Origin of the sequence: Enhygromyxa salina (assembly GCF_002994635.1) — a bacterium.
GTDB lineage: Bacteria > Myxococcota_A > Polyangia > Nannocystales > Nannocystaceae > Plesiocystis > Plesiocystis salina_B.
Genome location: NZ_PVNL01000083.1, coordinates 1 through 14,432, shown reverse-complemented (window position 1 = coordinate 14,432; position 14,432 = coordinate 1). Strand labels below are relative to the sequence as shown.

General features: G+C 68.2%; 10 protein-coding genes and 1 pseudogene. 7 read left to right on the top strand and 4 right to left on the bottom strand.

Features of this window, described 5'->3' with window-relative positions; translation table 11 throughout:
- The first annotated feature begins 5 nt into the window (after nt 1-5).
- A complete protein-coding gene (locus ENSA7_RS20915; protein ID WP_106091085.1) occupies nt 6-791 on the top strand; it encodes a molybdopterin-dependent oxidoreductase in 786 nt (261 codons plus the stop codon).
- Here ENSA7_RS20915 and ENSA7_RS20910 read toward each other — a convergent pair.
- A complete protein-coding gene (locus ENSA7_RS20910) occupies nt 788-4,153 on the bottom strand; it encodes an efflux RND transporter permease subunit (protein WP_106091084.1) in 3,366 nt (1,121 codons plus the stop codon). The genes ENSA7_RS20915 and ENSA7_RS20910 overlap by 4 nt on opposite strands.
- Nucleotides 4,154-4,229: 76 nt before the next feature.
- Nucleotides 4,230-5,363, bottom strand: a complete 1,134-nt coding sequence (locus ENSA7_RS20905) for an efflux RND transporter periplasmic adaptor subunit (RefSeq protein WP_106091083.1) — start codon at nt 5,361-5,363, stop codon at nt 4,230-4,232.
- A 175-nt stretch (nt 5,364-5,538) separates the two neighbouring features.
- On the opposite strand from ENSA7_RS20905, the gene ENSA7_RS20900 reads away from it, so the two are divergent.
- The 5 genes from ENSA7_RS20900 (at nt 5,539) to ENSA7_RS20880 (ending at nt 10,408) form a co-directional block, all read left to right on the top strand.
- Nucleotides 5,539-5,829, top strand: coding sequence for a DUF493 domain-containing protein (locus ENSA7_RS20900; RefSeq protein ID WP_106091082.1), 291 nt, complete (start codon nt 5,539-5,541; stop codon nt 5,827-5,829).
- A gap of 109 nt (nt 5,830-5,938) precedes the next feature.
- On the top strand, nt 5,939-6,568 hold the full coding sequence (locus ENSA7_RS20895) for an LpoB-related protein (protein ID WP_146157939.1): 630 nt from the start codon (nt 5,939-5,941) through the stop codon (nt 6,566-6,568).
- Nucleotides 6,569-6,578: 10 nt separating this feature from the next.
- On the top strand, nt 6,579-8,003 hold the full coding sequence (locus tag ENSA7_RS20890; protein WP_106091080.1) for a COG3014 family protein: 1,425 nt from the start codon (nt 6,579-6,581) through the stop codon (nt 8,001-8,003).
- A gap of 91 nt (nt 8,004-8,094) precedes the next feature.
- Nucleotides 8,095-8,739, top strand: a complete 645-nt coding sequence (locus ENSA7_RS20885; protein ID WP_106091079.1) for a hypothetical protein — start codon at nt 8,095-8,097, stop codon at nt 8,737-8,739.
- Between the two features lie 148 nt (nt 8,740-8,887).
- The gene (locus ENSA7_RS20880) at nt 8,888-10,408 is read left to right on the top strand and encodes a methyl-accepting chemotaxis protein (protein WP_106091078.1); all 1,521 of its coding nucleotides are present in this window, start codon (nt 8,888-8,890) and stop codon (nt 10,406-10,408) included.
- A 532-nt stretch (nt 10,409-10,940) separates the two neighbouring features.
- Here ENSA7_RS20880 and ENSA7_RS20875 read toward each other — a convergent pair.
- Together ENSA7_RS20875 and ENSA7_RS20870 are read right to left on the bottom strand one after the other, a co-directional pair.
- A complete protein-coding gene (locus ENSA7_RS20875) occupies nt 10,941-12,305 on the bottom strand; it encodes a sigma 54-interacting transcriptional regulator (protein WP_181233955.1) in 1,365 nt (454 codons plus the stop codon).
- A 276-nt stretch (nt 12,306-12,581) separates the two neighbouring features.
- A complete protein-coding gene (locus ENSA7_RS20870) occupies nt 12,582-13,481 on the bottom strand; it encodes an FHA domain-containing protein (protein ID WP_106091076.1) in 900 nt (299 codons plus the stop codon).
- 275 nt (nt 13,482-13,756) lie between these two features.
- Here ENSA7_RS20870 and ENSA7_RS20865 point away from each other — a divergent pair.
- Nucleotides 13,757-14,432: pseudogene (locus ENSA7_RS20865) on the top strand (hypothetical protein); the annotation flags it as partial.

The following is a 14,432-nucleotide window of genomic DNA, read 5'->3' as shown; positions in this document are numbered from 1 at the left end:
TCGCCATGATAAAACCTCGCCACGAGCCCACCGAGTCCGATCCAAGCTGGCCCGATCCCAACGCGCGAGATCTGGCCCTCGAGCCGGCTCGGCGCCCGGCGGTGCTGCGTTCTCTAGCCCGTCGGCGGTTCCTGCAGCAAGCCGGCGCGGGCGCGGCGGTGGTGGCATTTGGAGGCGCCTATGTGATCGCCGACGACGGCCTGATCGCCCGCGCCAGGGCCGAGACCCGCCCCGACGGACGCCCGCGCTTGCCCCCGGGTCAGCAGGTCATCACCAGCGTGCGGCCGATGGGTGGCCAGCCCGGTGATACCTCGAAGTCCAAGTATTGGCTGCGGCTCCACGGCGAGGTCGACAACCCGATCGACCTCGACTTTCGAGCGATCCTGAAGCAGACGCAGGTGACCCGGGCCGAAGACGTACACTGCGTGACCGGCTGGACCGTGCTCGGTGCCAAGTGGACGGGCGTGCAGCTGAAGACGCTGGCCAAGCTGGTCGGCGTCAAGGACACCGCGCGCTTCGTGATCTTCGAGGCGGCGCATGGCTACACCTCGAACATCCCGATCGCCGACGCGCTGCGCGACAACGTCATGGTCGCGCACAAGCTCGACGGCGCCCCGCTCACGACCGAGCACGGGGCCCCGGTCCGCGCGGTCGTCCCGGATCTGTACTTTTGGAAGAGCGCCAAGTGGCTGACCGGGATTCGCTTCTCTCGCCGCAACGAGTCGGGCTACTGGGAGCAGCGCGGCTACAACGACCACGGCGACCCCTGGAAAGAAGAGCGCTACTCTTAGGGCTCTGAATCGCCCCAGGCTGCCCGCTTGCGGCCGGGCGCGAGCGCGTAGGCGCAGGGGATCACGACCAGGGTCAGCGCGGTTGCGACGACCAGGCCGCCGATCACCGCGAGCGCCAGCGGCTGACGCAGGGCGGCGCCCTCGCCCAGACCGAAGGCCATCGGCAGCAGCCCGAGCACGGTCGTCGCGGTGGTCATCAGGATCGGCCGCACGCGGACCTTGCCGGCGTCGATCAGCGCGGCGCGGACGTCCATCCCCGCGCCGCGGCGCTGGTTGACGGCGCTGATCAGCACGATCGCGTTGTTGACCACGATCCCGCCCAAGATGATCGCCCCGATCCCGACCATCGCCGAGATCGGCGTACCCGTCAGCAGACACGCGAGCACCACCCCGACCGCGGCGAGCGGGACGGTGAACATGATCAAGAACGGGTGGTGCAGGCTCTCGAAGCTCGACGCCATGACCACGTAGACCAAGAAGATCGACAGCAGCGCGGTGAAGGCCAGGCTCTCGAGCGAGTCGCCCATCTCCTCGGCCTGGCCCGCGAGCTCGGTCTCGACCCAGGTGCCTGCGGGGATCTGGGCGCTGGCGACGTCGAGCGCGTCGTTGATCTGCGCGGCCAGGCTGCCCAGGTCACCCGCGTCGGCGCGGGCGCGGATCCGGAGGCCGCGGCGTCCGTCGATCCGGCGGATCTCGGCGGGACCCACGGCGGGCTCGACCCTCGCCACGGCCGTCAGCGGGATCGACTTGGGGGGGCTGCGCTGGCCAGTGACCGCGTCGGTGGTCCCGCCCACGACCCCAACTTGGATCCGCTGGACGTCGGTGATGTCGGATCGGTCGACCTCGGGCAGGCGCACGCGGATGTCGAGCTGCTTGTCGGTCGCGTGCAGCTGCCCGGCGACCTCGCCCTGGATCCCGCGCTGGATCGCGGCCGCGGCTCGGTCGACGTCGAGCCCGGCGAGCATCAGGCGCTCACGATCAAAGTCGACGCGGACCTCCGGGCGGCCCGACAGATCGTCGGCCGCGACGTCGGCGAGGCCCTCGATCTCGCGCAGCCGCGGTAGCAGCCGCAGGGTGTGGGCGATCGCGTCGGCGCTCTCGTCGGCGAACACCCGGACCTCGACGGGCGACTCGAACGAGAACAGCTCCGGGCGACCAAACCGTGCCCGGTGCTCGACGCCGTCGAGGACCCGCTCGGTCGCCGCGGTGACGTCGGTGAACAGCTGGTCCTCGACCGCCTCGAGCTCGCCGGCCGCGACCAGCTCTGGCCGCAGGCGAAAGTTGATCTGAACCAGGTGGGTGCCGGCCTGACCGCCGGTCGCCGAGCCGCCCTGGGTCACGCTGCCGACCCGCGCGAACACCAGCTCGAGCCGCGGATCCCCGTCGAGCTCGCGCATGATCCCCCGCGTCAGCGCAGTCGAGCGCTCCAGCGCGGTCCCCTGCGGCAGCTCGATCTGCACGTAGACCTCGCCCTGGCGGACCTCGGGCAGCAGCGTGCGGCCGAGGTCTCGGCCCGACCACAACACCAGCGCGCAGACGCCCAGGCTGAGCAGCAAGACCGGGATTCGGCCCTTCAGCGCGACGCTCAAGAACCGCGGGTACTGGGCCTCGAGCAGCTCCCAGCCCCGGGTCAGCGGCCACGCGGCGCGCTCGAGCAACCACCCCAGGCCGCGGACCAGCAGCCGGATCGGCACCCACAGCAGCGCCGGGATCGCGACGAGCCAGGCGAGCGCCGAGCGCTTGGACTTGCCCTCGGGCGCGGCCGCCTCCGCGTCCGCGTCCGCGTCCCCGTCCCCGTCCCCGATCGCCTGCAGCACCGGGACCAGCGTCAGGCTCACGACCATCGACGACAAGATCGAGAAGCTGACCGCGTAGGCGAGGTCGCTGACAAGCTGCCCGGCCACGCCCTCCACGAACGCCATCGGGAAGAACACCGCGACCGTGGTCAGCGTCGAGGCCACGACCGAGCTGGCGATCTCCACGGTCCCCCGCACGGCGGTCTCGCGCCGGCCGAGCTCCGGCTGCTGCTCGCGGATCCGGGCGATCGCCTCGAGCGTGACGATGCTGTTGTCGACCAGCATCCCGACCCCGAGCGCGAGCCCGCCGAGGCTCATGAGGTTGAGCGAGATCCCCAGCGTGGTCAGGGGCACGAAGCTCACCAACAGCGAGATCGGGATCGCCACGCCGATCACCAGGGTCGAGCGAAGGTCACGCAGGAAGAACAACAGCACCAAGATCGCCAGGCCGCCGCCGATCAGGGTGTTGAGCGCGACCTCCATGATCGCCGCGTCGATGAAGCTGGCCTGGTTGCTGAGCACGACCAGGCGGTGGCCCTCCGGCAGCTGCTTGGACAGCTGCTCGATCCGCTCGAGCACCTTGTCGGCCACCCGCACGGTGTTGGCGTCGCCCTCGCGAAACACCGCGAGCTCGATCGCCTCCGCCGGGCCGACCAGCGAGACCTCCTCGCGCTCGAGCGGCGCCCGCCGGATCCCGCGTGCGCTGACCAGCTCGCGCAGGCGCAGCTCCCCGCTGGTGGTCGTGCCCTCGCGGACGATGATCTGCCCGAGCGCCTCGGGGGTCTTGGCCTCGTGGACCGTGCGGATCAGGTAGCGGTTGCCGTCGTCGGTCAGGCCGCCGCCCGGGCGATTGATGTTGTCCGCGCCGATCGCCGCGACGACCTCGCTGGCGTCGATCCCGAGCGCGGCCAGCCGCTCGGGGTCGAGCTCGACGATCACCTCTTCCTCGTCGCCGCCGTGGAGCTGGACCGCCGCGACCCCGTCGAGCTTCTCGAGCGTCTGCTTGATGCTCTCGTCGGCGAGGTCGCGCAGCGCCCGAAAATTCGTGACCCCGTCCGCGGACTCCACGACCAGCGCGAACCGCAAGATCGGCTCTTGCGAGGGGTCGTAGCGCAGCACGATCGGCCGCTCGGACTCGGTCGGCAGCCGGACCCGATCGAGCTTCTCGCGCACGTCCGCCATCGCGTCGTCGATCCGCGTGCCCCAGGCGAAGTCGAGCATCACCTCGCTGACACCCTCGCGCGAGCTCGACTCGACCGCGACCACCCCCGGGACCCCGCCGACCAGCTCTTCGATCGGCCGCGTGACCAGCTCCTCGACCTCGGCCGGGGCCGCGTCGGTGTACTCGGTCTGAACCGTGATGCTCGGGTACCCGAGATCCGGCAGCAGCTCGACCGGCATCCGCGTGAGCGCGACGATGCCAAACAGCAACAGCGCGACCGTGACCATCGTGACCGTCACCGGCCGCATGACCACCCCCGCGATCACCCCCCAGATCCCCGCGCGCGATCGTTCCCGCGCGAGCTCCCCGTCCGCGGTCGAGTCGTCTGCCCCCGCGTCCGTCATGCCCGCACCCGCGCCCTAAATTTTCCGACACCGCAGACCAAGCGCCACCGACTCGTGCCCCCGCCCATCACGAGGATCACCGGTGTCGCTTGTTGCCAAACCCGCCGCGGCGCTTGCCTGCGTCGTCGTCGTCTTTGGGCTCGGGCTCGGGCTCACGCTCGACGTCGGCCTCGCCGGCTGGCTTGACGGGCATGCCTTCGGTGATCCCGTTGGCGTCGGTCAGCACCCGATCTTCAGGCGCGACGCCGCCGCTGATCTCCACGCGCTCGCTGCCCTCGAGCCCGACCTGCACGGCCACGCGGCGGGCCTTGCCCTCGCGCAGCACGTACACGTAGCGCTGGCCCTCGAGCTCGAACACGGCGTCGTTGGGCACGCTGGGCGCCCCCTCGCGCCGCTCGAGCAGCACCCGGGCGCGCACGAACGCGCCGGGCACGGCCAGCGCTGGAAACGTGCTCGCCCGCACCAGGAACTCGACGGTCCCGGTCAGCGGGTCGACGATCGGCGCCCGGCGGATGACCTCACCACTGAACGTGGAGCCGTCGATCAGCTCGACCTCCACCGAATTTCCAACGGTCACGCGCGCGGCCTCTCGCTCGGGCAGGTGCAGCGGCAGCTCGAGGGCGCTCAGATCCGCGAGCTCGTAGATCACCGTGGCGGTGCTCGCGAGGTTTCCAACGTCGACGGCGCGACCGATGATCGTGCCCGCGAACGGAGCCCGCACGCTCATCGTCGAGGCCTGCGCGCCCGACAGCCGCGCGGCCGCCCTGGCCGACTCGAGCTCGTAGCGACGCGCGTCGACCTCTTCTTGGCCGACCGCCCCGCTGGCTTCGAGGCTCTTCAACCGGCCGAGCTCGGCCTCGACGTTCGCCGCCGCCACGCGGTCGCGCTTGGCCTGCATCGAGAGCTCGCGGCCGTCGAGCCGCGCGAGGATCTGCCCGTCCTCGACCACGTCGCCAACCTCGACCTCGAGCACATTGATGATCCCCGCGCGGATCGGTCGGAGCTCGGCGCGACGCAGGGGCTCGAGCGTGCCCGAGGCCCGGTAGTGCCGCTCGATCGTCGCAGGTTCGAGCTTGGTCACCTCGATCGCGAGCGGCTCGGGCGGTCCGCCGCCACCTCCGCGACCACCTGGACCTCCACCCTTGCCGCCCCGCTTGCCGCCACCTTTACCTCCAGGCTCAGCCCCGGACGCGCCGCCGCAGCCAAGCATGGCGAGCAAGCTCGCGCCCCCACCAATGAACGCCCTACGCCCCCATGGCCGCGCTGGAGCAGCGGTCTGAGCGGTGCGCCGACCGTTCGGTTGGCCGGAGCGTGCGGGGTCTCGAGCTGTCATGGTCGTCGGGGCTCGGCTACCACGGCCGCGTACCCAGTGGTAGGACAGCGACATGGGACAGTCAACGAGCCGCGCGCCGAGCCGAGCGTTACTCGAGGCGAGCCACGAGTTCCCCGGCGAGTATCTCATCAAGGCGTTCGGGCCCGCGACCGAGCAATTTCGCGTGGCCATTCACGCCGCATGCACCCAGGCGGTTGGTGCGCGACTCGAGCTCAGCGAGCGGGTGAGCAGCAAGGGCAATTCGATCTGCATCACACTGGCTCTGCAGGCCCAGACCGTCGATGAAGTCATCCTCGCGTACGAGCGTCTGCACGACGTCCACGGCCTTCGGATGATCCTGTGAGACTATTCACTAGGTGATCCCGCCGTCGGAGTTCGGCATTGCCGCCAACTCCCCGACAATCCCCGCGCCGGCGATCCCGGCAACCTGCTCTGACGACAACGATCCCGCCATGCACGAGTCCAGCGTCCTGAGGTCCTCGCTCTGTCTGCTTCTCCTCGCCGGTCTCGCTGGCGGCACGCTCGGGTGCAAGCCCAAGGCGGTGCGCGGCGGCCCCGGCACGGAGAACCCCAACCTCGATCAGGGGGCGATGAGCACGACCCTCGATCGCGTGGACATCGACTACCTCGTCAACGAGAACCTCAACGCGATGTTCGCCTCGGCCTGGTGGGCGCGCGACGTCCAGGGCTCGATGGCCAACCCGCCAGTCGTCGCGATCTGGCCGATCAAGAACGCCACGAGCATGCATCTGGACGACCAGATGCTCACGCTGCTCTCGCAGATCGAGACCACCATGGTCAATTCGGGCGCGGTCTCGGTCGTCAGCCGCGAGCGCCAGGCCGAGATGGTCTCGGAGGCGCAGATGCAAAACTCGGATCTGTTCGATCCGTCCACCGCGGCCCGGCTCGGGGCCCAGCTCGGCGCCAAGTACTACATTACTGGCAAGGTCACCTCGACCGAGGAGCGCTTCGACCGAGAGCGCCGCATTCAGTACTCGCTGTTCATCCAGGTGATCGAGATCGAGACCAGCGTGGTCAAGTTCCAGTTCACCTCCGAGCGCAGCAAAGCGATCGTGCGCTAGCCCGTTGGCCATGTCTCGCAGGCGAACTCGCTGGCTGATCGTCGGTCTCCTCGGTGCGATCGGCGTCGGGTGTGCGACCTACTCGGACAAGACCGAGTCGATGCGCGAGCTGATCTCGGCCGGGCAGTACGAAGCCGGGCTCGCCGAGGTCAACCGCTTCATCAAGGTCAAAGATCCCGTCGAGCTGCCGACCAAGTGGAAGAGCGAGACCGCGCTGGCGGTGCTCGAGCGCGCCACGATCCTCCAGGCCATGGCGCTGTGGGACGCGAGCGCGACCAACTTTCAGGCCGCCGACGAGCAGCTCGAGTTCCTGGATCTGCGCAGCTCGGCCGACGAGATCGGCCGCTACATCTTTTCCGATGCCGCGACCCACTACCGGACCACGCCCACGGAGAAGCTCGCGCTCAACGGCCTGAACCTGATCAACTACCTGGCCCAGGGCGATCTCGACGGCGCCGCGATCGAGGCCAAGCGGTTCACCGTGATGCGCCAGTACTTGCTCGACTACGACCCCGAGCACGCGCACGGGGCGTTTGGGTCGTACCTGGCGGGCTTCGTCGCCGAGCGCCAGGGCAACCCCGACAGCGCGCTTCGCTACTACGACGAGGCGCTGCAAGAGCGCGAGCTGCCCACGCTGATCGAGCCGATCGGGCGGCTCGGGCAGCGCGGGAGCTACCGGAGCGAGCGACTCGATCGCTACCTCGGCGGCGGCGCAGCCGGGTTTCCGACGGCTGCGACCGAGGGCGCAGGCGAGGACCCGACCGTCGAGGGCTCGGCCGTCGAAGCCGCGCCGATCCCCGTGGCCAGCAACGAGGCCGCCGCCAAGCCAGCCGAGATCCTCGTCATCATCAAGACCGGTCGGGTGCCCTACAAGGTCCCGGTCCGGATCCCGATCGGCGCCGCGATCGGCCTGGCGGGCGCGTTCGTGACCGGTAACACCAAGCTGCTCGAGCACAGCGCGATGAAGGTCGTGGTGTTCCCGGATCTGCAGCCGGCGGGCAATCTGTTCGATAGCGCCGAGTGGAGCATCGACGGCTACCCCGTGCAGCTCGACTTGGTCAGTGATCTCGGCGCCGAGATCAACCGCGAGTTCGATGAGCTGCGCCCCAAGATCATCGGCTCCGCGATCACTCGCATGATCGTGCGCGCGGCCGCGGCCGAGGGCGCACGCGCTGCCGGCAACCAGGGCAACGAGGTCGTCGGGCTGCTCAGCGCCCTCGCGATCGAGGGGGCCATGGTCGCGCTCGACAAGCCCGACACGCGGTCTTGGACCACGCTCCCCGATCGGGTCTGGATCGGCCGGACCCAGGTTCCGCCCGGCAACCACACCCTGGTCATGGTCGTGCGCGGCAGCGGGGGTGAGGAGCGTCGCACGGCCCAGGTGAATGTCGGCGCGGGGGGTTACGTTGTGCTCGACGTGACCACGCTCCGCTGACTGAATCGCGGCGCGGGCATGGTCTGCCGTGACCCCACGAGCGTCCGCGACAGATCCGGTTCATGATCACCCGAGCCCTTAGGAGTACGCCATGACCCTCGCCCTGATCGCCACCGACCGTTTTACCAGTGTTGTCCGTCGTCGGCGTGTCGCGCTCGCCAGTCTGCTCGTGGGTGGTCTCGCCGCAGCCGCCGTCACGCTCGCCAGCCCGAGCGAGGCCGAGGCGGCCGTCCGCGGTGGGCCCAACGGGATCGAGTTCGAGGGCGCACGAGATCGCCGGGGTGTCTACGTTGGCCCCGGCGTTTTTTTTGGTTTCTCCGGCATGAAGGGCACCTTCGTCCCCGATGTCGGGCTCAACCTCGCGTTTGGCGGGGGCGTGTCCAAGCGCGTGTTGCTCGGCATCAACCTGCACGGCGCCAAGTATCTGGGCCGGGCCGAGGGGGCCAGCTCGTGGATGTTTGGTGGTGACTTCGAGTTCACCGGCTACGCGTGGCAGGGCTTGTATCTGCGCACGGGCCTCGGCGGCGTCGGGCTCCCCGCGGGTGACCCCAACAACACCCTGGTCGCCGGGATCGGCGGCAACGTGGGCGTGGGCTACGAATTTTGGCTCAATGCCACCGCGGCCGCCTCGGTCGGGATCACCTACGACCTACGCTTTCTCGCCGGCGAAGAGGAACTCGTCCCCGCTCCGCTGCGCCACACGGGCATGGTCGGGATGCGCTTCACGTTCTTCTGATCTGCTTGCCTGAGCTGTTCCCGCGGCACTGGGCATCCGTCACGCGGACCGCCAAAACCCGTGATCACGCTCACAGATTTTAACTACCTGCGCTTCGCTGACCGACTTCCGTGACGGACTCCACCGGAGCCCGTAGAATCGCGGTCTGATGGCGAAGTCCAAGAGGGACAACGGCGAGGGCGAGAGCGAAGACGATAGGACTGCTGATCTCGAAGCCGAGATCGCCACCCTTCGCTCTGACCTCAACGACGCTCGGGCTGATCTACGTGACGCGCGAGCGGATCGCGAACAGGCCCGCGACGAGGTCAAGCGCGTGCGCGAGGAGCTTCAGAGCGCGAGGCTCGAGCGCGACGCGTGTCGCGAGGAGGCTCAGCAGCTGCGAGACCAGATCGCCCAGGCACCCAAGCAGCCCAGCGCGGCGGTGGTCGATGATCGGCTTGGCTACCTGCGTGAGCTGCAAAACAGCATCATCAGCGCCGCGCCCGACGTCGACGACACGCTGACCGCGTTGACGGAGATGCGCGCGGGCTTAAAGAGCATCGCCGAGAGCGTCGATCTGCTCGCGTCGAACGCCGAGGAGAGCTCGAGCTCGATCCTCGAGATGGCCGCGGCCAACGACGAGGTCGCCGAGAGCATGTTCAACCTCGCGTCCTCCGTAGAGGAGACCGCGATCTCGATCGAAGAGATGACCTTCTCGGTCCGCGAGGTCGCCAAGAACATCGAGGCGCTCTCGACCACCGCCGAAGAGACCTCCTCGGCCATGAACCAGATGGACATCTCGATCCAGCAGGTCGAGAACAACGCCAACGAGACCGCGCAGCTGTCCGAAGAGGTAGTCTGGGCCGCCGAGGGTGGCGTCGACGCGATCAACCGGACCATCGAGGTCATCAACCTGATCAAGACCTACTCGGCCGACGCCGTGTCCGTGATCAGCCGCCTCGGTCAGCGCATCGGCGAGATCGGCCTGATCCTCTCGGTCATCGACGACGTCGCCGAGCAGACCAACCTGCTCGCGCTCAACGCAGCGATCATCGCCGCCCAGGCCGGCGAGCACGGCAAGGGCTTCGCCGTCGTCGCCGACGAGATCAAGGACCTCGCCGAGCGCTCCGCGACCTCCACCAAGGAGATCGCCGAGATCATCAAGGCCGTCCAGCGCGAGAGCTACAACGCCGTCGAGGCCGTCCAGCGCTCGAGCAAGTCCGTCGACGACGGCGTCCGCGTCAGCCACCAGGCCGAAGACTCGCTCAAGCGCATCTCCGACTCCGCCCGCCGCTCCACCCAGATGGTCCGCGAGATCGCCCGCGCCACCGTCGAACAGACCAAGGGCTCCAAGCAGGTCACCGACGCGATCAACGTGGTCGCCACCACCGTCCAGCAGGTCGCGACCGCCACCTCCGAGCAAGCCCGCGGCGCCGAGCAGATCATGAAGTCTGCCGAAAAGATGAAGCAGATCACCCGCCACGTGGAGCGCTCGACCCAAGAGCAGACCCGCGGCAGCCGCCAGATCACTCAGGCGATCGAGACCATCTCCGAGCAGATCAGCCAGCTCAGCTCCGCGCACCAGGGCCAGACCCAAAACGCCGACACGATCGTCGAGCGCCTGTCCTCGATCCGCGAAGCCACCCAGAGCCAGATGGAGCTGATCGAGCGAGCCCTCGGCCAGCTGTAATTACCCCCCGCGGCCGACTTCGCACTTTGCCGAATGCGGACGCTTCGCGTCCGTTCGCTCGCTGCGCTCGCTCGTCGGGCCGGTCTGCTGTTCGCATTGGGATCGTGGCCCCCCAGAGGGGGGCTCGGCACGTTCAGAGGACGGTTGCGTTTGGGGTTGGTGGGACGCGTTCGTTCGCTCGCGTTGCTCGCTCGTCGGGCGCCCCCAGGGGAGGAGAGCGAAGTACTGGTCAGCGGTCAAAGATACGAGGCTGTCCGCTTGCCCGCAGCGGAGATCACCCCCGTGACCGAAGCGCGCACACAAGGCCGCAGATGGCCCCAACCCGGCGTATCTACGCACGTGGAGATTATCGAAGCCACCCAAGACCGGGTCAGGACAACGCACGAGGGGAAGCTGCGAAACGAGACTGAAGTAGACCTAGCCGGGTTGGGGCCATCTGCAGCCCGTGCGCGCCCTCATCGGACACTCACACCCCCGCAAACAACCAACACACCCGCGTCACACCCCCGCAAACAACCAAGAACCCCCACATTCACCGATAAGCATCAGGCTCAATCTCAAACCGCTCGATCCACCTGTGGATCTCCTTCGGTTCACGATGCAGCGCCCGAGCCACCTCCGCCGTATCCCCCCCAGTCTTCGCCAGCTCACTCACCAGCTTCGCCCGCAGCTCACTGACGCTCTCCGGCGACTGCGGCATGTCCCGACGGCTAGCCAGAATGTCGTCGAGCAGATCCCGCGAGATCTCCCCGTTGGTCCCCGCCAAGATCGAAGCCGTCGCCAGCGTCTGGTGCAGCTCCCGAACATTGAAGGGCCAGCTATGGCTGAGGATCCGCCGAAACGCCCGCGTGGCGATCTTGACCTCGGTGCCGGCCCGCGACCGGTACACGACCTTGGTCAGCACGCCCAGATCCTCGCGACGCCGACGCAGCGGCGGCAGCGTGGCCGCGAACCCGGCCAGGCGCGAGTACAGATCCGGCCGAAACTTGCCAGCCTCGACCAGCGCGCGGATGTCGTGGAGGGTCGAGCAGATCACCCGCACGTCGAATTTTCGCGGCTTCTCCTCGCCGACGCGCATCACCCGGCCCTCGGCCAGCGCCGCGTGAAGCTTGGTCTGGGCCGCGGGCGAGAGCTCGCCGAGCTCGTCGAGGAACAGCGTGCCCTTGTCGGCCTGCTCGAAGATCCCCGGGCGATCTTCGTCGGCGCCGATGAACGCCCCGCGCTTGTGACCGAACAGGATCGAGTCGATGCGGTCGTCGGACAGCGCCGCGAGGTTGGTCGCAACGAACGCACCTGGGCGGCCGCTGAGCTTGTGGACCGAGCGCGCGGTGATCTCTTTGCCCGTGCCGGTCTCGCCGTGCAGGAGCAGCGGAACGTCGCTGGTCGCGAGGCGCAGCAAGGTCCGCTGGATCCCGCACAGCATCGGGTTGGAGGTGCCCGAGGGATCCAGGACGCGGACGTGCTCGGGCGGGACGTCGTGTTGAGTGATCTCGCGGATCATCCAGAACGAGCGGCCGACCTCGAACACCTGACCGGCGAGCAGTCGGGCCATGCCGGGGATCGCCTGCCGCTCGATGTGGGTGCCGTTGCGGCTGTCGAGATCGCAAAGGTCGAACTCGAGCGCGGTCCCCGACTTGACGATGCGGACCTCGGCGTGACGACCACTCACCCAGCCCAGCGGGATCCGCAGCGAGAGCTCGTTGTCCTCGCGCTCGGCCTGGAGATCCGTGCCGCTCACGCGGCCGAAGGAGATCTTGGATACCCCGTCCAGCGACCACACGCCGCCTGCATTACGAAAGTCGTTCTCGCTCGACCCGATGAAGATCAACCATGCGTGCGCGGGCCCCTGGCCGAGCAGCGGCGAGTCGTCGGATAAAGTTTCTTCGGGGATGGTCACGTCCACAACAGTTCAAAGCCTGGCCTGAGATCTTACCCGGCTTCAACCTGCCGCACACGAGCCGCGCCTGCAAAAGCACGCGCAGCCGGCGAAAATGACCCGCGCGCGTTCGAAAGATCAGTCGTCGAAACGAGCCAGCGTTGCCGGCGCTCGCTCGAATACAGCGTGACTGTTATTTTCTGATCTCACCCGATCGACTTACACGGGCGCACCCAGATCTCGACCCAGATCTCGACCCAGATCTCGACCCAGATCGCTACAGCGGAGCGCCGACGATCAGTAGTCGATCACGCCGGCTTCATGCAGCTCGATCGCGGCCTGGGTGAGCGCGACGTCGTCGGCCTCGAGTCGATTGAGCACGGTTGGCCAGTCACCGCCGGCTGCGATCGACTCGACGAGATCGAGCTGCGGCGGGGTGAGCTCGCGCCACGGCTTGCCCGACGGCAGCTTCAGGTCGATGTGTTGGCGAGGTACCTGGTGGCGCTCGGCGAGGTGCGCGAGCTCGTCCTGGACGCGCGCGGCCTCCATCAAGATGTGCTCGAGGCCGACCGAGAGCTCCTTGCCATCGGCTGGTGCGACGGCGTTGTTGTCGAGCTCGAAGGTGCCCTCGCTCCAGTTCATCATTCGCAGCAGGGCCTTGTCGGCCTTGAGCTTGTCGTTGCCTTGAATCCGCGCGTAGTAGACCCGACCCTCGCGGAGGAACAGCTCGCCGACCGAGTTGCCGCGGACTCGCAGCGCGCCGGTCTTGCGGCTGGTTGCGAGCCACTGCAGCACGTCGGCGAGCGGGATGTCTTGGATGCTGCCGGTCATCGACCGGCCGGCGGTGGTCTCTTCGGCGCCCGATCGATCGCGGCGAAGCTTGGCGAGCGGGACCACGTCGACGCGCAGCAAGCTGGCGCCGATCGTGATCCGGTCTCCGGGTCGCAGGCGATGGTGCGAGATCTCGCGACCGTTGACGCGGGTGCCGTTGCGCGAGCCGAGATCTCGCAGCCACAGGGTTCCGCGGGCCTCGTAGATCCGCGCGTGCTTGCGCGAGACCGTGTCGTCGGCGAGCACGAGATCGGCGTCGTTGCTGCGGCCGGCGACCCAGTTGTGTCCGTCTGGGCCGAGCGGAAACGGCTGGCCGGGATCAGCTCCAGACACGAAGGTCAGCACCGGTACGTCGACCTGAGCCATGCGCAAACCCTACCGCAACGGCCGCCACGCTGGGTCCAAAGTTGTCCCCGGCGCGGGCGCGGCAGCCAGCGAATCGCCTCGCCAACACCGCTCATCGGGTGAGTTAGCGCACCGAAAATTTGCGCCTGGGTGATCAGAACGACGTTCGTTTTGAGTTCTGGACCGGGCTGCGGTGGATCCCCTGGCGCGGTGGGAGGGGATCAGTGCGCGGCCCGCCGGCTCAACCCGGGATCGACCGGGTTGTATCGACAGTGGGTGCGCGGAACACTAGGGGTGTGGCGGTATCAAGCAAGACCTTTTTCGTTGGTGGGCTCCTGGCCCTCGTCTCGCTGACAGGCTGCGCCAACAAGCGGCAGCAGCAACAGGCTACCGCCGCGCCGACCTACCAACAGCGCGCCAACACGGCCTACTACCAGCAGAACTACCAAGACGGCGCGCTGCCGCCCACGGACATGGCCTACGCCGATGTCCACGTGCAGGACCAATACTACGCGCAGCCCGTCGGAGACTATCCGACCGAGACGCTGGGTTACGAGACGATGTCGAGCGGCGAGCAGGTCGTCGTCGTCACCTACGTCCACACCTACCCCGAGCCAATTGAGACGTTCCCGCGGGTCTACTGGGCGGGCCGCTGGTACTACAACGTGCAGGGCTCGTTCGTGTTTTGGGATCCCTACTGGGGCACGTGGTCGTACTACTGGGGTCCCCCGCAGCCGCTCGTGGTCGTCTGGAATTATCACTACCCGTGGGTCTCGTACTGCTGGGGGACCGGCTACTACGGGCACGGCTGGTACTGGGGCGGCGCGGGGCACCATGGCTACCACGCCTACGGTCGGCCGCCGCACGACTGGCGACCGAGCCGTGGGCCCAACGCTGATCGCGGCGGTCCAACTGGCGGGCGTCCATCGACCGATCCCAATGGCGGCGGTGGTGGAGGCGGAGGCGGCGGTG

Bases quoted from the DNA above. Each gene is read 5' to 3' on its own strand.
- ENSA7_RS20915 (WP_106091085.1), top strand. From the start codon at position 6: ATGATAAAACCTCGCCACGAGCCCACCGAGTCCGATCCAAGCTGGCCC.
- ENSA7_RS20910 (WP_106091084.1), bottom strand. From the start codon at position 4,153: ATGACGGACGCGGGGGCAGACGACTCGACCGCGGACGGGGAGCTCGCG.
- ENSA7_RS20905 (WP_106091083.1), bottom strand. From the start codon at position 5,363: ATGCTTGGCTGCGGCGGCGCGTCCGGGGCTGAGCCTGGAGGTAAAGGT.
- ENSA7_RS20900 (WP_106091082.1), top strand. From the start codon at position 5,539: ATGGGACAGTCAACGAGCCGCGCGCCGAGCCGAGCGTTACTCGAGGCG.
- ENSA7_RS20895 (WP_146157939.1), top strand. From the start codon at position 5,939: ATGCACGAGTCCAGCGTCCTGAGGTCCTCGCTCTGTCTGCTTCTCCTC.
- ENSA7_RS20890 (WP_106091080.1), top strand. From the start codon at position 6,579: ATGTCTCGCAGGCGAACTCGCTGGCTGATCGTCGGTCTCCTCGGTGCG.
- ENSA7_RS20885 (WP_106091079.1), top strand. From the start codon at position 8,095: ATGACCCTCGCCCTGATCGCCACCGACCGTTTTACCAGTGTTGTCCGT.
- ENSA7_RS20880 (WP_106091078.1), top strand. From the start codon at position 8,888: ATGGCGAAGTCCAAGAGGGACAACGGCGAGGGCGAGAGCGAAGACGAT.
- ENSA7_RS20870 (WP_106091076.1), bottom strand. From the start codon at position 13,481: ATGGCTCAGGTCGACGTACCGGTGCTGACCTTCGTGTCTGGAGCTGAT.